This window comes from Mangrovibacterium sp., from assembly GCF_059905295.1.
The window spans coordinates 14,213-28,757 of record NZ_JBZQJF010000139.1 but is presented as its reverse complement, the minus strand read 5'-3'; the positions used below and the strand labels follow the sequence as shown (position 1 = coordinate 28,757).

The following is a 14,545-nucleotide window of genomic DNA, read 5'->3' as shown; positions in this document are numbered from 1 at the left end:
ATCGAATACATTGTATCCCTACATACAGAGGCGCAGCCAATATTGGTTGCGCTTTCTTTTTGTCCTTATTTCTGATTCAGTTTAATCAGGAACCGGCAACTATGTATTCACGAATTTAATGATACTTGAATTAGAGCCGGAGTTTAGATTGTCTAAAGACTGATTATTTTCATCCAGGTGGAAGCCTTAAGCTACTTTATACCAAATTAACGGGTTTATTTAGCAGGTTCTTTTCGGAACTTAAACGGGATGGTGTAATAAATTGAATAGCTAAAATCGAGTGCGACTGTACCTTCCGACTTCCCGAATCCCGGAGTAAAATAAACTTCGGGCAACGTCTGCTTTGTTTGAGCCAACATAAATTTTGTACGAATACTCCAGCCCATGTAAAAGTTCTTCAAGACTTCTCCCTTTATACCGACGATAAATTCAGCCCAGTGCGAGTTAAAGTTCTGCTTGGGGAACGAACCGGAACTACTGCCCCAATATCCTTCAGTAGTGTACGAATTGACTTGTTGGCTGGCAATGTCGAAGGCGTAGCGAACCCCAAAATAAAACATACTTTTGGTGTCACTTTCTTCAGGGCTAAGCACATTGTAATCAACTCCCAATCTCAGGTAGGAACCCGAGCTTTGATAGTCGACCAGCGGCTGTTGTAATTTCAGTTTTTCCCAGCCGGCCTCAGTAGCCATGTACAAGTTCGGCTTTAGCTCAAAGTCGGCACTCACCTCTGTTCCATAACGATTACCCTTGGTCCAAAGTTGCTGGAATGGTCGTGAGATATCGAGTCCTAAACGCAAGCCGGGCATATGAATATAATTGTCGGTCCGTTTAGGTCTGACTTTTTTCTCTTGTTCTTTAGCAGAGCTAGTTAGCGACAGTAAAAGCAGTGCTATCGTTAAGATATAGTTGAATATTTTCATGCCAGTTTTCGTTTACCAAGGTATCCGTCAGAGAAATTTTATCGATTTTATTTGCTGTGCTCATCACCGATTGAATCCAGTAGGTGTAGTAAAAACCCGATTCCATGCTTTCGTAGGCAATGTGCGGACTATACTGTATTTGAAGCGTATCGGCAACAGAGTCGATTAAAACCACAAAGGTTGATACACCCGAGTCAGACAGGGGAAGAAGAAAAGAGTCCGTGCTTTCAGCGTCGTACCAAATACTGTCTTGTCCCAGACCATAAGTGGTCAGCAGCGGAGTGTCGCTGTTATCTACATTGGTGTAATACAGCCCAAGCTGAACCCGCGACTCCGGTGGGGTGTCGTAAACCTCTTTACAAGCAACGGCTGCAGCGATCAAAATAAAAAGAAGAAAGAACTGCTTCATGGTTTATTTATTCTTGGCTGGCTAATTTAAGCATAATATCAAGTAAAGTACTTTATCGCTTTAAAACTTTAGCCTTTTATCTGTTTGTTCAATGGTTCGGGGTGGATGGTCGCAACCATTTTGAATTTGGCTAAGATGATCTTCTCGATTTGTGTGCAGATATTATGGACGTCTTCCAATGGCATTTGTGCCGGCAACTTTATATGACAGCTTAACTCGCTGTGATCGCCGTAACGATGTTGGTGAAAGTGATGAATGTAAACCTCCCGTTTAAGCACCAGGTATACCTCCTGCTTAATTCGCTCAATTTCCTCCGGGTCGACATCTTCCCCCAAGAGTGCTTTAATTTCTTTGGAAAGAATTTCGTAGCTGGCATAACCAATCATAATGGCAACAACAAAAGCCAGCAAGCCGTCAATCCACCAGAAATATCGACCCACAAAGATACCAATCAGGATGATGATTGATGACAGGGAGTCGGTGCGGTGGTGCCAGGCATCGGCTTTCAGGATTGAAGCTTTGCTCTTGCGATAAGCCCAAAAGGCATATTGAGCCATCGCTTCTTTGACTACAATCGATATAATTGTAACCACGATGGCGACAGTCCCAAAGTTTCCAGCCTTTCGCGACATGAGTTTATCATAGGCACTGATCATGAAGTCGAAAGCCACAATTGCCAGCAATACACCAATAATAACTGCTGCAATATGCTCGGCCCGGCCGTGTCCAAAAGGGTGTTCATCGTCGGCAGGCTTGCGCGAAAGTTTGCCGCCAATTAAAACAATGACCGACGAAACAGAGTCGGTCAACGTGTGCCAGGCATCGGCAATCAGGGCAATTGATCCGGATACAACGCCGGCCCAGTATTTCAGGAAGAACAGCAGGGTGTTGGCGATGATAGAGATCCAGCCTTCCCAAATAACATATTTGTGTTTGGATGAATTCATTGAGACAAAAATAAGCAAAACGGATTGTATAAAGCAAAACAGATTGTCACAACTGAGGTGAAAAAGGTGTTTAATCAGGGCGTTTGCAATGGTCCTTGCTTCAAATTTTCAATGACCTCCTTATAACTCCGTCCAACCGGAACCTTGTACCTGCCAATTTCAATGAGGCCGGGAAGAAGGGCGGTTATCTTGGCAAGTGAGACGATAAACCCTCTGTGAACCCTCCGGAATAACTCTTTTGGAAGCTGTTCTTCCAGTTGGCTGATTCGTTCTTTTACCGTTAGGCGGTTGTTTTCGCAGTGTACAATCAGGTAATCGCCAAAGCTTTCGATGTAAAGGATGTCGCTCAGTAAGACTTTGTGAAATTTTTTGTCGGCCTTTAGGAAAATATAGTCTGGATTTTTCTCCCCCGATGGCATTTGCAGAGTCGTTGTTTCGTGCATTCGCTGGTAGAAACGATTGATTGCCATTGAAAAGCGAACCAGCGAGATTGGTTTTAAAAGGTAATCTACCACGTCGAGTTCAAATGCGTCGATGGCGTAATCGCGGTAAGCGGTTGTAAAAATAACTTTCGGCGCCTGGTTCAAACTCTTCAGAAATTCTACACCCGTAATCTGAGGCATTTGTATATCGAGGAAAATTAAGTCCACTTTAAATTGAGAAAGAAGTTCAATGGCTTCGATTGCATTACTGCATTCGCCTACCAGCGTCAGGTTCTTAAACTCAGACAGGTGGTTTTTTATAACCCGGATAGCAATGGGTTCATCGTCGACAATCAGACAGTTGTATGTGATTTCGTTCATAGGCCTGTTGGTTTTACAGGTGGTTCGTCACTTAGGTCCAGACTTAAATCGATCTCAAAGGTATCGTCTCCGTTTTCGATATGCAAGCCATGTTTGGGGTAGATTAGTTCTAACCGTTTTTGCACGTTCTTTAAGCCGATACCATGGGTGTAATCTTCTTCTTTGGCACTGGTTGAGTGGCTGCTGTTTCGAATATTCAGATGAAGTTTTGGGCCATCGATCGACAGTTGAATGTCCACAAATGGTTTTGCCAGCGACTTGCTGGTTCCGTGTTTAAAGGCGTTTTCAAAAAAAGCCAGTAGCAGCATCGGGGCTATTTCCTGCTTTTCTGTCTGTCCTTTAATCTCAAATTTAACAGCGAGTTTTTCTCCATACCTGATACGTTCAATCTCGATGTAGTTTTTCAAATGTTCCAATTCATCCTGAAGATTAACTTTGGGCCTGTTGCATTTGTAGAGCATATAATCCATCAAATCCGACAGTTTAAGCACCAATTCCGGCGCCAGATCGGATTTTTCAAGTGTTAGTCCATACAGATTATTCAACGTATTGAAGAGGAAGTGCGGATGAATTTGTGCTCGTAGTAATTTAAGTTCCGACTCCCGAAGTTTTAGTTCTGTTTTGTATTGTCGGTTCATTAGCCAGGTGTTCTCTTTTTTCATAGCGAAAGCTCTCTTTACCTGTTCGATGGCGATAAATGCGAGGATCACAAAATAAAGTCCGACGAGCAAAAACACCACGTCGAAGGTTGACGGGTCGAGCTTGTAAAACTTCAGATCGGTGATGAACATGAATACAAATAAGCTGATCAGCGTTTCGAGCCACAAGGTGATGATAAAGGTGTAAATGAGAAACAGTATAAATCGAAAGTGCTTTCCGCTGAAAAGGAATCGGGGAATGAGATAATAGTTTAAAAAGTAGCTGGTAGCAATTGCCCAAGGGAAAAGCATGGATGCGAAAGCAACGGTTGTGGGGTAATCGCGGTTGGCACGCCCGAAGAAAAGAACAAAGAACAGGTACGAGATCAACCAAAACAGGAGATGCTGGCCTGTTTTAAGTGCCGATCGTTGATTAAACAGATCTTTGTACGTCAACTGCTTTAGCATGCTGGATTTCTTTTTTCGAAATGAATTTACCCGATTTTTTAACGGCAGCAAAACAATTGTCGACGAACGGATCGATTTCAGCAGGATACAGCACCGATGGCGATTAAATGGATGAATCGGAAGTTCTTTTGCTATATCCTATCGGAATAATGTCGTTGATCGATAATCTTTTGTCATCGCTTACGAATTGCTTAAGCTTGAGAATAAATTGTAAATTTAAATGTCATGAAATTGATTGATCTTTTTTACATGGGTGGTCCTTTGTTTATGGGAATCGTAACTGTTTGGACAATTGTGATGCTGGTATTTACGGTGCAGAAAATTATCCGGATTTTTATACAGCACAACTATACCCAAGCAGGGCTTGATCTGATTTTACTATTCGGAAGCCTGGCCTTCGTGACCGGAATTCTGGGGCAAGCTATTGGTTTATTTATGGCGTTCAATGCGATTGAGGCTGCGGGAGATATTTCACCTGCCTTGATTGCCGGAGGATTTAGAGTTAGCATGATCGCACCGCTTTATGGGTTGTTCTCGTTTATCTTCAGCCTGCTTTGCTGGGGTATTTTGAGAGAGTTTACAATCCGGAAAAGTTTATCTTGAAAAATTATTCATTAAAAATGCCTAAAAACGGAGCCGGTTGAAATCTTTGCAGATCAGCCGGTTTGTTTTTATGCATGGCGCTGGGTATCCGTGGTGTACTTGTTTAGGGCAATAATGTTTGTTTTTCCGGGTTTTGGTATTTGGTCTCGCATGCAACCAAAAGGTCGAAAATTGCGAAGACAGGATAAAATACTATTATGGGAAAATGGGCGTTAGTGACCGGAGCCGCAGGAGGAATCGGTTTGGAGTTTGCTAAAATACTGAAAGCAGAAGGTTTTAATTTATTTTTGATCGATATCGATGAAAAGAGCCTTGACCTTTGCAAACAAGATTTGACTAAAGATTCCAGTATCGAAATCAATACAATGGCTATTGACTTAAGTGATAGCGATTCCGCTTTGACTATTTACAAGGCTGTAAATGAGTCAGGCATTGAAATTGATACTTTGATCAATAATGCTGGATTTGGGATGTTTGGACGATTCCACGAAACGGATTGGCAACGGGAACAAAAGATGATTATGCTGCATATTAATACGCCTACCCAGTTGGTTAAGCTTTTTTTGCCACATATGTTGACTCGTAAATCCGGTAAAATTTTAAATGTAGCGTCACTTGCTGCTTTCCACCCGGGCCCCCTAATGTGTATGTACTATTCTACTAAAGCCTATTTGCTTTCATTTACAACATCGGTTGCTACCGAATTGGAAGGAACCGGGGTGAACATGACTGTTCTTTGTCCTGGAATAACAAGAACAGGCTTTCAGAAGGCTGTTGGGTCCGACGATCCTAAGATAAAAGTGAATATGGCATGTGCCTTTGATGTGGCTATTTATGGTTATCGTGCATTAAAGGCGGGTCGGGTGCTCGCTGTTCCCGGGCGGCTGAATAAATTGACTTTATTTTTGCGTCGTTTCATGACTTATACTTTTCAGGCAAGATGTATCAAATACATTCAAGAGAAAAACAGGCAAAAACAAGTTAGAAACTGATTCTTTTTCTCAATTCCTCCAAAAGATAGAGATGTTTGTTGAAGAACCGATTTCGTTCTTTCTCACCGCTTTGCGAGATTAAGTTGGAACGTGAGATTAGATTGTTTAAGAATTCCGAGACGTTATCGCCGTAATTTTGGTTTGTGGTCCGCAAAAGGTTTAATGAATTGACCGCAATATAAGTTACTTTCTTATCGGCTACCGTTGCGATAATAAGATTGTCATTGTGAATTAGCTCCGTTTCATATAGCGTATAACTATTTTCAATTCCTTCCTCAGGTTCGTCAAGCATGAACTTATAGCCCAGTTGCGCTTGATTACGAAGGTGCATAATCCATTTTTCAACTTTGTCTAACAAGTTCAGTACATCATCTTTGCTTTTAAACAAGCCAGCTATCCAGTAGTATTCAATTTGTCTCATTGTTAAAAGAAGGGTGTTCTCATTCCAAATTTCCGTTGTCGGAATTTTGGTTGCCACTTTACTAATGAGCCTTCCTTTTTCAAGTGTTTCGGGGTGAATAGAATCGAATGTGAATTGTTTGTCAATGTAGTCCGGAAACTGAAAAACAGATTTTTCCCAGATGAATTCTTTAAAAGCAACAATTTCCGGAATGACAAAATAATGGTAGATCGGCGGATCTTTTGCAGAGTAAAGTATATGCTTGGTTGGAGCTTCTTTTATTCGAATTAAATCGTTGAGAATAGTTGCCACCCAATCCTTGAACCGGAAATTTGTGGGATCCATTGCATGGTGATCAAAGGTGATGAATTGATTGTCGGGCATGCATAGGTTGTCAATTGATAACCCAAAGCTTGATGCTAGTTTTACAAATTCGTCGATGCCCAGGAATTTTTCACCCCGTATTCGTCGATATGTACTGTCGTAACTGAGGCCGAGAATTTCGGAAACAGCATGGACCATTGAAACATTAGGTGGTAATAGTAGTTTGACCCTTTCGAATAGCTCTTTTTGTATTTGTTTGCAGTCGTTCATAGGCAATATATGTGGTTTTGGCTCATAAGGAACATATTGTTTTTACTGTGTCTGATGTGCCAAAGTTTCATATCTCATTTACGGAAATGATAATGTGTGAATATCTTTTGCAGTTAATGCCCAAAACACGAGTGCTTTGATAGAAATATTTGCAGAAATTAATAAATCAGAAAAAGATAGATAAGTCTCATTTCGTGTTTTTCGCAAATAGGATTGATAAATAGGACAGGATGTTGCAAAAAATGCAAATTCCTTGGTTTGGCATTTTGAGAATCCGTATCCGTAAGCCTTGTACAGGTAGTAATTTTGATCTAGAAACTTGTTGGCTTAGCTGACAAATGGTCAATGAGATTATTCACTCTAAATTACTTGTTATGAAAAGTTCAGTTAACAGAAAAAGGTGGCTAGAGGTATGGAAGGAACGCTTTATAACATTTCAAAAAAAGATTTTAAAGCTTCAGGATACTCCGGAGCGGATAGCCAAAGGTTTTGCATTAGGTACCTTTATCGGGATGACCCCTTTTATCGGGTTCCAGTTTGTTATCGCGATTTTCTTAGCTCGCATCTTGTATTGGAACAAGTTTGCAGCCGGTATTGCTGTTTTTCAAACAAACTTGTTAACAGGAGCCTTTGTGTTTGGATTCAATTTCTTTATCGGTGCTGAAATATTGGGCGTTGAACAAACATTGATCTTCGCTGATAATTCGGAATTATTCTCGTTAAGCACCATTTTCGGATCAGGTGTATCGGTCTTAGCTGCATTCTTGTTGGGAGGTTTTATTACTGGACTTCCGGCTGCAGTGTTGGCTTATTTCCTCGTTCGTAAGTTAGTTGTTTCGCGACAGGAATATTTAAAATCGCAAAAGCAAAACCTTGTGAAAACACAGGAACAGCAGTATGCTGTGGTTACCGGGGCTAGTAAAGGACTAGGTTTGTCAATAGCGCGAGAATTAGCTTTGCGCAAAGTCAACTTGTTGTTGATTTCACTTCCGAATGAAGGTTTAGAGCAAGTTAGTTCGGAAATCAGGAAAGAGTTTGGGATTGCCGTAGACGGATTTGAAATTGATATGACAAGGGCGGATGCGTTTGATCAAATTCATAGCTGGATTGGTAAACGGTCAGTCTCGATACTTATTAATAATGCAGGAATTGGAGGCTCTAAGTCGTTTGACTCGGTTGATAGTACGTATCTGAACCGGATGATTCAGATCAATATTCAGTCTGTTTCTCTTTTAAGTTGGTATTTGCTTCCCAAACTTAAAGAGCATGACGAAGCTTTTATTTTAAATGTATCAAGTATGGCTTCATTTAGCCCAATAGCCTACAAAACACTCTATCCGGCATCGAAGGCGTTTGTTTCGAATTTTTCAAGTTGTTTAAATGAAGAGTTGAAAGATACAGGCGTTTTTGTCAGTGCATTGTGTCCGGGGCCTATGCCGACTAATTCGGATGTATGTGCGAGAGTAAACCAGCAGTCGCGAGTTGCTCGTTTTGGAGTGAAGAGTGCCGAGGAGGTTGCAAAGATTGCTGTTCGTGATATGCTGGCTCACCGCAAGGTCATTATACCGGGATTTTCAAATCGTCTCTACCGATTTTTAATGGGAGTAGTACCAGGCACAATTAGGATCCCACTAATCTCTTCATTTGTGAAACGGGAACTCCATGTTAGCAATGCTCGTGAAATTGATATGATTCTAAGTGTAAAATAAATAACAGTGAGGAGATGAATACAAATTTTATCATAGCAATTGCAGTCCTTGCATTTTTGCTTTACCTGGGCGGGGCAGCATTGGTTGGGCCTAAAGGTTTGTTTTTTCAGGATAAGGCTCAAAATGAAATGACCGTTTATCTAAGGCGAATTTGGGGGTTCATTTGTTTGCTCGGAATACCGCTGTTATTTGCATCGGACTATGTATTGCAACATCCGGATAAGCTTGGTCTATCGGTTGAAGATTTAGCGTTCAGCCTGCAAGCTTGGTTTGGACTTAGCCTGTTGGTCGTGATCATTTGTTTCCGAAGGGCAAAAACAGCAGACAACTTGGCTCAATATCCACAGATTCGGTTTCGTCGGTGGAATGTACGGATTATGATCCTAAGTAGCTTGAGTTGGGTTTTGTACTTGTTGGCCTATGAATTTTTGTTTCGTGGATGGTTGCTCTTCGGTTGTGCCTCTCAGTTTGGAAACACCGAGGCAGTCGTTGTTAATGTAATTCTATACTCTTTGGCACATATTCACAAGGGACGCGTTGAAACAATTGGTTCAATTCCCATTGGTGTTATGCTTTGTTTGCTGACACTATGGACTGGATCCATATGGACTGCATTCCTGATTCATTGTTCAATCGCTATTTCAACAGATTGGTTCTCAGCGCACAATGCCGGTTTGTTGCCATTCAGCCCGAATTTTAACAGTTCAATCTCAAAGTCATGAAAATAGCAGTAACAGGTTCCGCAGGTTTTATTGGTGCTCAACTGGTTGATCGACTGGTTGCGGAAGGACATGAAGTACATGCTCTTGTTCGTAGCATGAAACCAGAATATCGCGGAAGGGAAAATGTCAGGTATCATTTAGGTGATTTGCTTGACGATGCATCGCTCGATAGCTTGGTAGCCGGATGCGAGCTTGTTTTTCATTTGGCTGCCTGTGCTAAGATGCGCAGTGCTGATGTGCAGGATTTCTACTTGGTGAATGTTGAAGGAACTTCGCATTTGGTAAGGGCGGCGAAAAAAGCAGGAGTGAGGAAATTTATACTCACCTCTACAGCAGGAAGATTTGGTCCATCAGAAGATGGACCGATAACGGAGGAGACCAAGCGGCACATTGGCTACATGAATCTTTATGAAGAAACGAAAGAACTGGCAGAGAAACTAGCGTTCTCCCAAAGGTCCCCGAATTTCGAGGTGGTTGTGCTTAGCCCGACAAGAGTGTATGGACCAGGTCGTTTGAGCGAAGCAAACGGAGTAACCCGGATGACCAGGCTCTATTTGCAAGGCAAGTTCAGGCTGCTTCCCGGAGATGGTAATTGCCGGGGAAATTACGTCTACGTTGATGATGTTGTTGAAGGCCACTTGTTGGCAATGCAATATGGCCGATCCGGAGAAGTTTATTTGCTGGGTGGCGAAAACTATTCTTTAAATGAACTATTCAACCAACTTGCTGCAACTTCAAATAAGCGGTATTGGATGATTCACCTGCCTGGATGGGCGGCCTTGAGCATTGCCAGACTTATGGAGCTTCGGCTTAAAATTACAGGTAAGCCGCCTTTGGTAACATCGAGTTGGTTGAAAAGATATATGAAAAACTGGGAAGTATCGAGTGCAAAAGCAATACGGGAATTCGGTTACCGGATAACTTCTCTTGATGTGGGTCTGAAAAAGACGGTTGCCTGGCTAAATGAGTCCGGACAAATTTAACAGCCAAATTTATTGATCTATGTATTCGAAAATAGTGCTTTGGATTACGGCTTTCGTTTGTTTTACAACGATTGCAAGAGGGGGAGAAAATGATACCCCCAAAGATTGGTCATGTATAATGACTTCCAACGGGATTAATCATTTTGAGCGTTGGGTGCAGGTGAATCCGGATTTATCCGTTAGGGAACGGAAGGTTGAAATGGAAATTCAGTGCAATTTCGAAAAAGCAATTGAGTTTCTATCTAAGTCTGAAAACAGTAAACAATGGATGAAAGGTGTGGCAAAAGTAACCAGTAAGGAAATTGAGGGGATTGGTATGGTTTCTAGAACCATATTGAATTTACCATGGCCACTAAAAGACCAGGATTTGATTACCAATTACGAGCTGCAGAATCCAGGTGACGGATCTTGTTTGATCAATATCTCAAGTTGTCCGGATGCGTTTCCCAAAGCGTCCAAGTGTACCCGGATTCGCGATTATCAGGCTCGTTGGGAACTCACGAAATTAGATGAAGGCCATGTTCGGATTGTTTTTTTTGCGATGAGCCGCGATGGTCTTCGTTTTCCTCGGATAATTCAAGATCCTTTGGTTAAAAGAGTCTTCCGGGACAATTTCAACGATTTAAAAAGTATTTTGTCTTCTCTGTAAAAAAAGCGTGCAGTTTTTATCGAATCAGGAGGAGTATTACTTTTCCTGATTCTTTGTATACCAGTCAACAAAGTTTCCGATTCCCTTCTCAAACGAAAATTGCGGATTATAACCAAATAAGGCTTTGGCCTTTTCAATATTGGCATATGTAATATCGACATCGCCCGGCTGCATGGGCAGTTGTTTAATGTTGGCTTTGCAGTCAGTTGCTTTTTCAATTGATGCAATCATATCGCGAAGTTTCACCGGTTGATTATTGCCCAAGTTTACAATTTCATAAACCTTTTCGTTATCGAAAAGATAGTTTACAATCCGGTAAATGCCGTCAACCGTATCGGCTACGTAGGTATAGTCGCGCGATGTGCTGCCATCGCCAAACATCGGGATTTCGCTGCCGTTTAATATCAATTTAGTAAACTTGTGAATGGCCAAATCGGGTCGTTGACGAGGGCCAAAAACAGTAAAGAAGCGCATATTCACAATGTCGAGCTTATGAAGGGAATGATAGGTGTAATTCAGCAATTCGCAGGCTTTTTTAGTAAAAGCATAGGGCGAAATCGGATTGCTTACATCTTGCTGTTCGTGAAATGGCGTTTCCTTGGTGTTACCGTAAACCGAGGACGAGGAGGCAAAAGCCAGTTTCCGGATTTGGCGTTCCTTCATCAAATCCAGAATATTTTGGGTGGCAACAATATTGGCCCGAATATAGCCTTGCGGATCCTCAATCGATGGACGAACACCGGCTTTTCCGGCCAGATGAACGATGGCATCAATTTGTACTTCGGCTAAACTTTTAAAAAGCCTATCGGTGTCAGCCAGATCAACTTCAAAAAAGCGAAAGTTCTCATTACTAAGGAAGCCTTGCATGTTTTGTTCCTTAACGGAACGATCGTAAAACGGGTCGAAATTATCAATTCCAACTACTTGATAGCCGTTGTTTAAAAATTTTTCGGTCAGATGAGATCCTATAAATCCGGCGCAGCCTGTAATGAGAATTGTTGCCATAGTGCTATTTAATTTTGTTCGAAACTCGGGCAATCAGGTCGTTTAAAAAAGGAATATTTAAACGGCTGAAAAGACTCTTCTTATTTTGCAGAATTAAAATATTTCGGAGATAGATGAATAAACCAAGTCCGTGAGAGGCAATGAGCACCAGGTCGAATCGGAAAATACCGTAAATGAAGTTCATTGCTGCTCCAGCGATACTTATAACCCAGAATCCAACAGGTAGAACGGATTCTTTTTTATTTTCTGAATAAATCCACTGGTAGAAAAAACGTGAAATAAAAGTAAGCTGGGCCAGGATCCCCCAAATCATCAACAGGAACGGGTTATCGGCGTTCTTGAAGAAAGTTGCCAGCGAATAAGTGGTGCCGAAAAACAAATAACCCAAGATGATAATGGGAGTAACCCAAATCGTGATACGGCTGAGTGTTGACATGGATTTCCAGGCATCTTTCAGCTGAATATTGCGGATATAAATAAAATAAACCAGGATTTGCCCGATTAAGATCGCTGCATCTTTCCGCAGAATTCCGTATAGGAGCATCAGGATAGAGGCGAGCAAACTAACTTTCCAAAATAAAATGGGAGAAAGTACTTTTCCTTCGTGTTCCGACTTGAACCATTGGATGATGATACGGGCAAAAAACAGTGCCTGTGCGATGAATCCGACTGTTAATATCAGGATATGATCCATTTCTTTGTTTTCAATTTGCGGTGCAAAGATAGCCGAATATTGCTGCCGGCGGATTATTTTGATGAATTTAACGTATCATCTTTGTATTTGGGCAATTACTTAAAGTTTGGTAACGCTTAGGGGGGACTATATTTCTTCCCAAAATTTGAATATCTTTGCGCAAATTAGATTGGGAGAAATTGGCTAATAGAATTTTACAAATTAACCAGATGAAGAACATTCGCAACTTTTGCATTATTGCCCATATTGATCACGGAAAAAGTACGTTGGCCGACCGTTTGCTGGAGCTTACCAAGACGGTTAGCGAACGCGATATGCAGGCTCAGGTATTGGATAGTATGGATCTCGAGAAGGAGAGAGGAATTACCATTAAGAGTCATGCTATTCAAATGGACTATGAACAGGATGGCGAAAAATATACATTAAACCTTATTGATACTCCGGGACACGTGGACTTCTCGTACGAAGTTTCGCGTTCAATTGCTGCCTGTGAAGGTGCTTTGTTGATTATCGACTCAACGCAAGGCATTCAGGCTCAAACCATATCGAACCTGTATTTGGCGATTGAGCATGATCTCGAAATTATTCCGGTATTGAATAAGATGGATCTTCCGAATGCAATGCCGGAAGTTGTCGAAGATCAGATTATTGATCTGATCGGTTGTAAACGGGAAGATATAATTCGTGCCAGTGGAAAAACGGGCGAGGGTGTAGAAGAAATTCTTCGCCGCATTGTACAAGATGTCCCGGCTCCGGTCGGAGATCCGGAAGCACCGCTTCAGGCTTTGATTTTTGATTCGGTTTTCAACCCTTTCCGTGGAGTAATTGCCTACTTCAAGGTTGTAAACGGAACGATCAATAAAGGCGACCTGGTGAAGTTTGTCAACACCAAGAAGGAATATGATGTTGATGAAGTTGGCGTGTTGCGTTTAGGATTGGAACCGCGAAAGGCACTGGGAACCGGTGATGTAGGTTATATTATTTCGGGCATTAAAACAGCCAAGGAAGTAAAAGTTGGTGATACCATAACACACAAAGCTCATCCATGTGAAAAAGCGATTTCCGGATTCGAGGAAGTGAAGCCCATGGTATTTGCCGGTGTATATCCGATCGAATCTGACGATTATGAGGATCTTCGTGCTGCTATGGAAAAGTTGCAGTTGAATGATGCCTCTTTGACTTACGAACCTGAGTCGTCGGCAGCGCTGGGATTTGGTTTTCGTTGTGGTTTCCTGGGGATGTTGCACATGGAAATTATACAGGAACGTTTGGATCGGGAGTTCGATATGAATGTGATCACAACAGTACCCAACGTGTCGTACCTGGTACATACAACTGATGGTGAGACAATGCATGTTTATAACCCCAGTGGGTTGCCTTCGGCTAATAAGATAAATGAGATTGAGGAACCGTATATTCGTGCCCAGATTATTACCAAGTCTGATTTTATTGGTCCGGTAATGACCCTTTGTCTGGATAAACGCGGGATTATGATCAAACAGGATTACCTGACCGCAGAACGTACTGAAATGACTTTCGATATGCCGCTTGGTGAAATCGTGTTTGACTTCTACGATAAATTGAAGTCAATCTCGAAGGGATATGCTTCTTTCGATTATCACATGCTTGGGTTTAAACCCGCTAAGTTGGTGCGTTTGGATATCTTACTGAATGGTGAGATGGTTGACGCCTTGTCGTCGTTAATCCACTTCGATAATGCCTACACTCTGGGACGCCGTATGTGTGAAAAATTGCGGGAGTTGATTCCGCGTCAGCAATTCGATATTGCGATTCAGGCAGCTATTGGTGCTAAGATTATTGCACGTGAAACTATTAAGGCGGTGCGTAAGGATGTTACAGCGAAATGTTATGGAGGCGATATCACCCGAAAACGTAAACTGTTGGAGAAACAGAAAAAAGGTAAGAAACGAATGAAGCAGGTGGGAAATGTTGAAGTTCCACAGAAGGCTTTCCTTGCCGTACTGAAATTAGATTAATTATTATCC

15 protein-coding genes are annotated in these 14,545 nt (G+C 41.8%); 7 read left to right on the top strand and 8 right to left on the bottom strand.

The window, feature by feature from the left end:
* Nucleotides 1–215: 215 nt before the first annotated feature.
* From AC37HE_RS07335 to AC37HE_RS07315, 5 genes are all read right to left on the bottom strand, one after another.
* On the bottom strand, nucleotides 216–923 hold the full coding sequence (locus AC37HE_RS07335; protein WP_500782154.1) for a DUF6048 family protein: 708 nt from the start codon (nucleotides 921–923) through the stop codon (nucleotides 216–218).
* Nucleotides 868–1,332 (bottom strand): DUF6452 family protein, encoded by a 465-nt coding sequence (locus AC37HE_RS07330; protein WP_500782153.1) that lies wholly within the window; start codon nucleotides 1,330–1,332, stop codon nucleotides 868–870. The genes AC37HE_RS07335 and AC37HE_RS07330 overlap by 56 nt, the downstream gene beginning before the upstream one ends.
* A 68-nt stretch (nucleotides 1,333–1,400) precedes the next feature.
* The gene (locus AC37HE_RS07325; RefSeq protein ID WP_500782152.1) at nucleotides 1,401–2,279 is read right to left on the bottom strand and encodes a cation diffusion facilitator family transporter; all 879 of its coding nucleotides are present in this window, start codon (nucleotides 2,277–2,279) and stop codon (nucleotides 1,401–1,403) included.
* Between the two features lie 74 nt (nucleotides 2,280–2,353).
* Nucleotides 2,354–3,082 (bottom strand): LytR/AlgR family response regulator transcription factor, encoded by a 729-nt coding sequence (locus AC37HE_RS07320; protein WP_500782151.1) that lies wholly within the window; start codon nucleotides 3,080–3,082, stop codon nucleotides 2,354–2,356.
* A complete protein-coding gene (locus tag AC37HE_RS07315) occupies nucleotides 3,079–4,188 on the bottom strand; it encodes a sensor histidine kinase (protein ID WP_500782150.1) in 1,110 nt (369 codons plus the stop codon). Before AC37HE_RS07315 ends, AC37HE_RS07320 begins: the two co-directional genes overlap by 4 nt.
* Before the next feature lie 225 nt (nucleotides 4,189–4,413).
* Between AC37HE_RS07315 and AC37HE_RS07310 the strand changes: the two genes are divergently transcribed.
* Nucleotides 4,414–4,791, top strand: coding sequence for a MotA/TolQ/ExbB proton channel family protein (locus AC37HE_RS07310; RefSeq protein ID WP_500782149.1), 378 nt, complete (start codon nucleotides 4,414–4,416; stop codon nucleotides 4,789–4,791).
* 197 nt (nucleotides 4,792–4,988) lie between these two features.
* The gene (locus AC37HE_RS07305) at nucleotides 4,989–5,783 is read left to right on the top strand and encodes an SDR family NAD(P)-dependent oxidoreductase (protein WP_500782148.1); all 795 of its coding nucleotides are present in this window, start codon (nucleotides 4,989–4,991) and stop codon (nucleotides 5,781–5,783) included.
* On the opposite strand, the gene AC37HE_RS07300 is transcribed toward AC37HE_RS07305, so the two are convergent.
* Nucleotides 5,773–6,777 carry a hypothetical protein gene (locus tag AC37HE_RS07300; protein WP_500782147.1) on the bottom strand — a complete coding sequence of 335 codons (1,005 nt, stop codon included), beginning with the start codon at nucleotides 6,775–6,777 and terminating at the stop codon, nucleotides 5,773–5,775. The two genes, AC37HE_RS07305 and AC37HE_RS07300, sit on opposite strands and share 11 nt — an antisense overlap.
* 374 nt (nucleotides 6,778–7,151) lie before the next feature.
* Here AC37HE_RS07300 and AC37HE_RS07295 point away from each other — a divergent pair, with 374 nt between their 5' ends.
* Genes AC37HE_RS07295 through AC37HE_RS07280 form a run of 4 tightly spaced genes read left to right on the top strand, consistent with a single transcriptional unit; the run spans nucleotide 7,152 to nucleotide 10,840 of the window.
* Complete coding sequence (locus AC37HE_RS07295) at nucleotides 7,152–8,486, top strand: SDR family NAD(P)-dependent oxidoreductase (RefSeq protein WP_500782146.1); 1,335 nt, start codon at nucleotides 7,152–7,154, stop codon at nucleotides 8,484–8,486.
* A gap of 14 nt (nucleotides 8,487–8,500) precedes the next feature.
* Complete coding sequence (locus tag AC37HE_RS07290) at nucleotides 8,501–9,208, top strand: CPBP family intramembrane glutamic endopeptidase (RefSeq protein WP_500782145.1); 708 nt, start codon at nucleotides 8,501–8,503, stop codon at nucleotides 9,206–9,208.
* Complete coding sequence (locus AC37HE_RS07285; protein WP_500782144.1) at nucleotides 9,205–10,191, top strand: NAD-dependent epimerase/dehydratase family protein; 987 nt, start codon at nucleotides 9,205–9,207, stop codon at nucleotides 10,189–10,191. Before AC37HE_RS07290 ends, AC37HE_RS07285 begins: the two co-directional genes overlap by 4 nt.
* A gap of 19 nt (nucleotides 10,192–10,210) precedes the next feature.
* Entirely contained in the window at nucleotides 10,211–10,840 is a 630-nt protein-coding gene (locus AC37HE_RS07280) for an SRPBCC family protein (RefSeq protein ID WP_500782143.1), read from the top strand.
* Nucleotides 10,841–10,876: 36 nt separating this feature from the next.
* Here the strand turns inward: AC37HE_RS07280 and AC37HE_RS07275 are convergent, their stop codons facing one another.
* Together AC37HE_RS07275 and AC37HE_RS07270 are read right to left on the bottom strand one after the other, a co-directional pair.
* Nucleotides 10,877–11,845 carry a GDP-mannose 4,6-dehydratase gene (locus AC37HE_RS07275; protein ID WP_500782142.1) on the bottom strand — a complete coding sequence of 323 codons (969 nt, stop codon included), beginning with the start codon at nucleotides 11,843–11,845 and terminating at the stop codon, nucleotides 10,877–10,879.
* 4 nt (nucleotides 11,846–11,849) lie between these two features.
* Complete coding sequence (locus tag AC37HE_RS07270) at nucleotides 11,850–12,539, bottom strand: lipid-A-disaccharide synthase N-terminal domain-containing protein (protein WP_500782141.1); 690 nt, start codon at nucleotides 12,537–12,539, stop codon at nucleotides 11,850–11,852.
* Between the two features lie 209 nt (nucleotides 12,540–12,748).
* Here AC37HE_RS07270 and lepA point away from each other — a divergent pair, with 209 nt between their 5' ends.
* Nucleotides 12,749–14,536, top strand: a complete 1,788-nt coding sequence (gene lepA, locus AC37HE_RS07265) for a translation elongation factor 4 (protein WP_500782140.1) — start codon at nucleotides 12,749–12,751, stop codon at nucleotides 14,534–14,536.
* Nucleotides 14,537–14,545: the final 9 nt, after the last annotated feature.

Excerpts from the sequence above, each read along its gene's own strand:
- AC37HE_RS07335 (WP_500782154.1), bottom strand. The coding sequence starts at position 923 with ATGAAAATATTCAACTATATCTTAACGATAGCACTGCTTTTACTGTCG.
- AC37HE_RS07330 (WP_500782153.1), bottom strand. The coding sequence starts at position 1,332 with ATGAAGCAGTTCTTTCTTCTTTTTATTTTGATCGCTGCAGCCGTTGCT.
- AC37HE_RS07325 (WP_500782152.1), bottom strand. The coding sequence starts at position 2,279 with ATGAATTCATCCAAACACAAATATGTTATTTGGGAAGGCTGGATCTCT.
- AC37HE_RS07320 (WP_500782151.1), bottom strand. The coding sequence starts at position 3,082 with ATGAACGAAATCACATACAACTGTCTGATTGTCGACGATGAACCCATT.
- AC37HE_RS07315 (WP_500782150.1), bottom strand. The coding sequence starts at position 4,188 with ATGCTAAAGCAGTTGACGTACAAAGATCTGTTTAATCAACGATCGGCA.
- AC37HE_RS07310 (WP_500782149.1), top strand. The coding sequence starts at position 4,414 with ATGAAATTGATTGATCTTTTTTACATGGGTGGTCCTTTGTTTATGGGA.
- AC37HE_RS07305 (WP_500782148.1), top strand. The coding sequence starts at position 4,989 with ATGGGAAAATGGGCGTTAGTGACCGGAGCCGCAGGAGGAATCGGTTTG.
- AC37HE_RS07300 (WP_500782147.1), bottom strand. The coding sequence starts at position 6,777 with ATGAACGACTGCAAACAAATACAAAAAGAGCTATTCGAAAGGGTCAAA.
- AC37HE_RS07295 (WP_500782146.1), top strand. The coding sequence starts at position 7,152 with ATGAAAAGTTCAGTTAACAGAAAAAGGTGGCTAGAGGTATGGAAGGAA.
- AC37HE_RS07290 (WP_500782145.1), top strand. The coding sequence starts at position 8,501 with ATGAATACAAATTTTATCATAGCAATTGCAGTCCTTGCATTTTTGCTT.
- AC37HE_RS07285 (WP_500782144.1), top strand. The coding sequence starts at position 9,205 with ATGAAAATAGCAGTAACAGGTTCCGCAGGTTTTATTGGTGCTCAACTG.
- AC37HE_RS07280 (WP_500782143.1), top strand. The coding sequence starts at position 10,211 with ATGTATTCGAAAATAGTGCTTTGGATTACGGCTTTCGTTTGTTTTACA.
- AC37HE_RS07275 (WP_500782142.1), bottom strand. The coding sequence starts at position 11,845 with ATGGCAACAATTCTCATTACAGGCTGCGCCGGATTTATAGGATCTCAT.
- AC37HE_RS07270 (WP_500782141.1), bottom strand. The coding sequence starts at position 12,539 with ATGGATCATATCCTGATATTAACAGTCGGATTCATCGCACAGGCACTG.
- lepA (WP_500782140.1), top strand. The coding sequence starts at position 12,749 with ATGAAGAACATTCGCAACTTTTGCATTATTGCCCATATTGATCACGGA.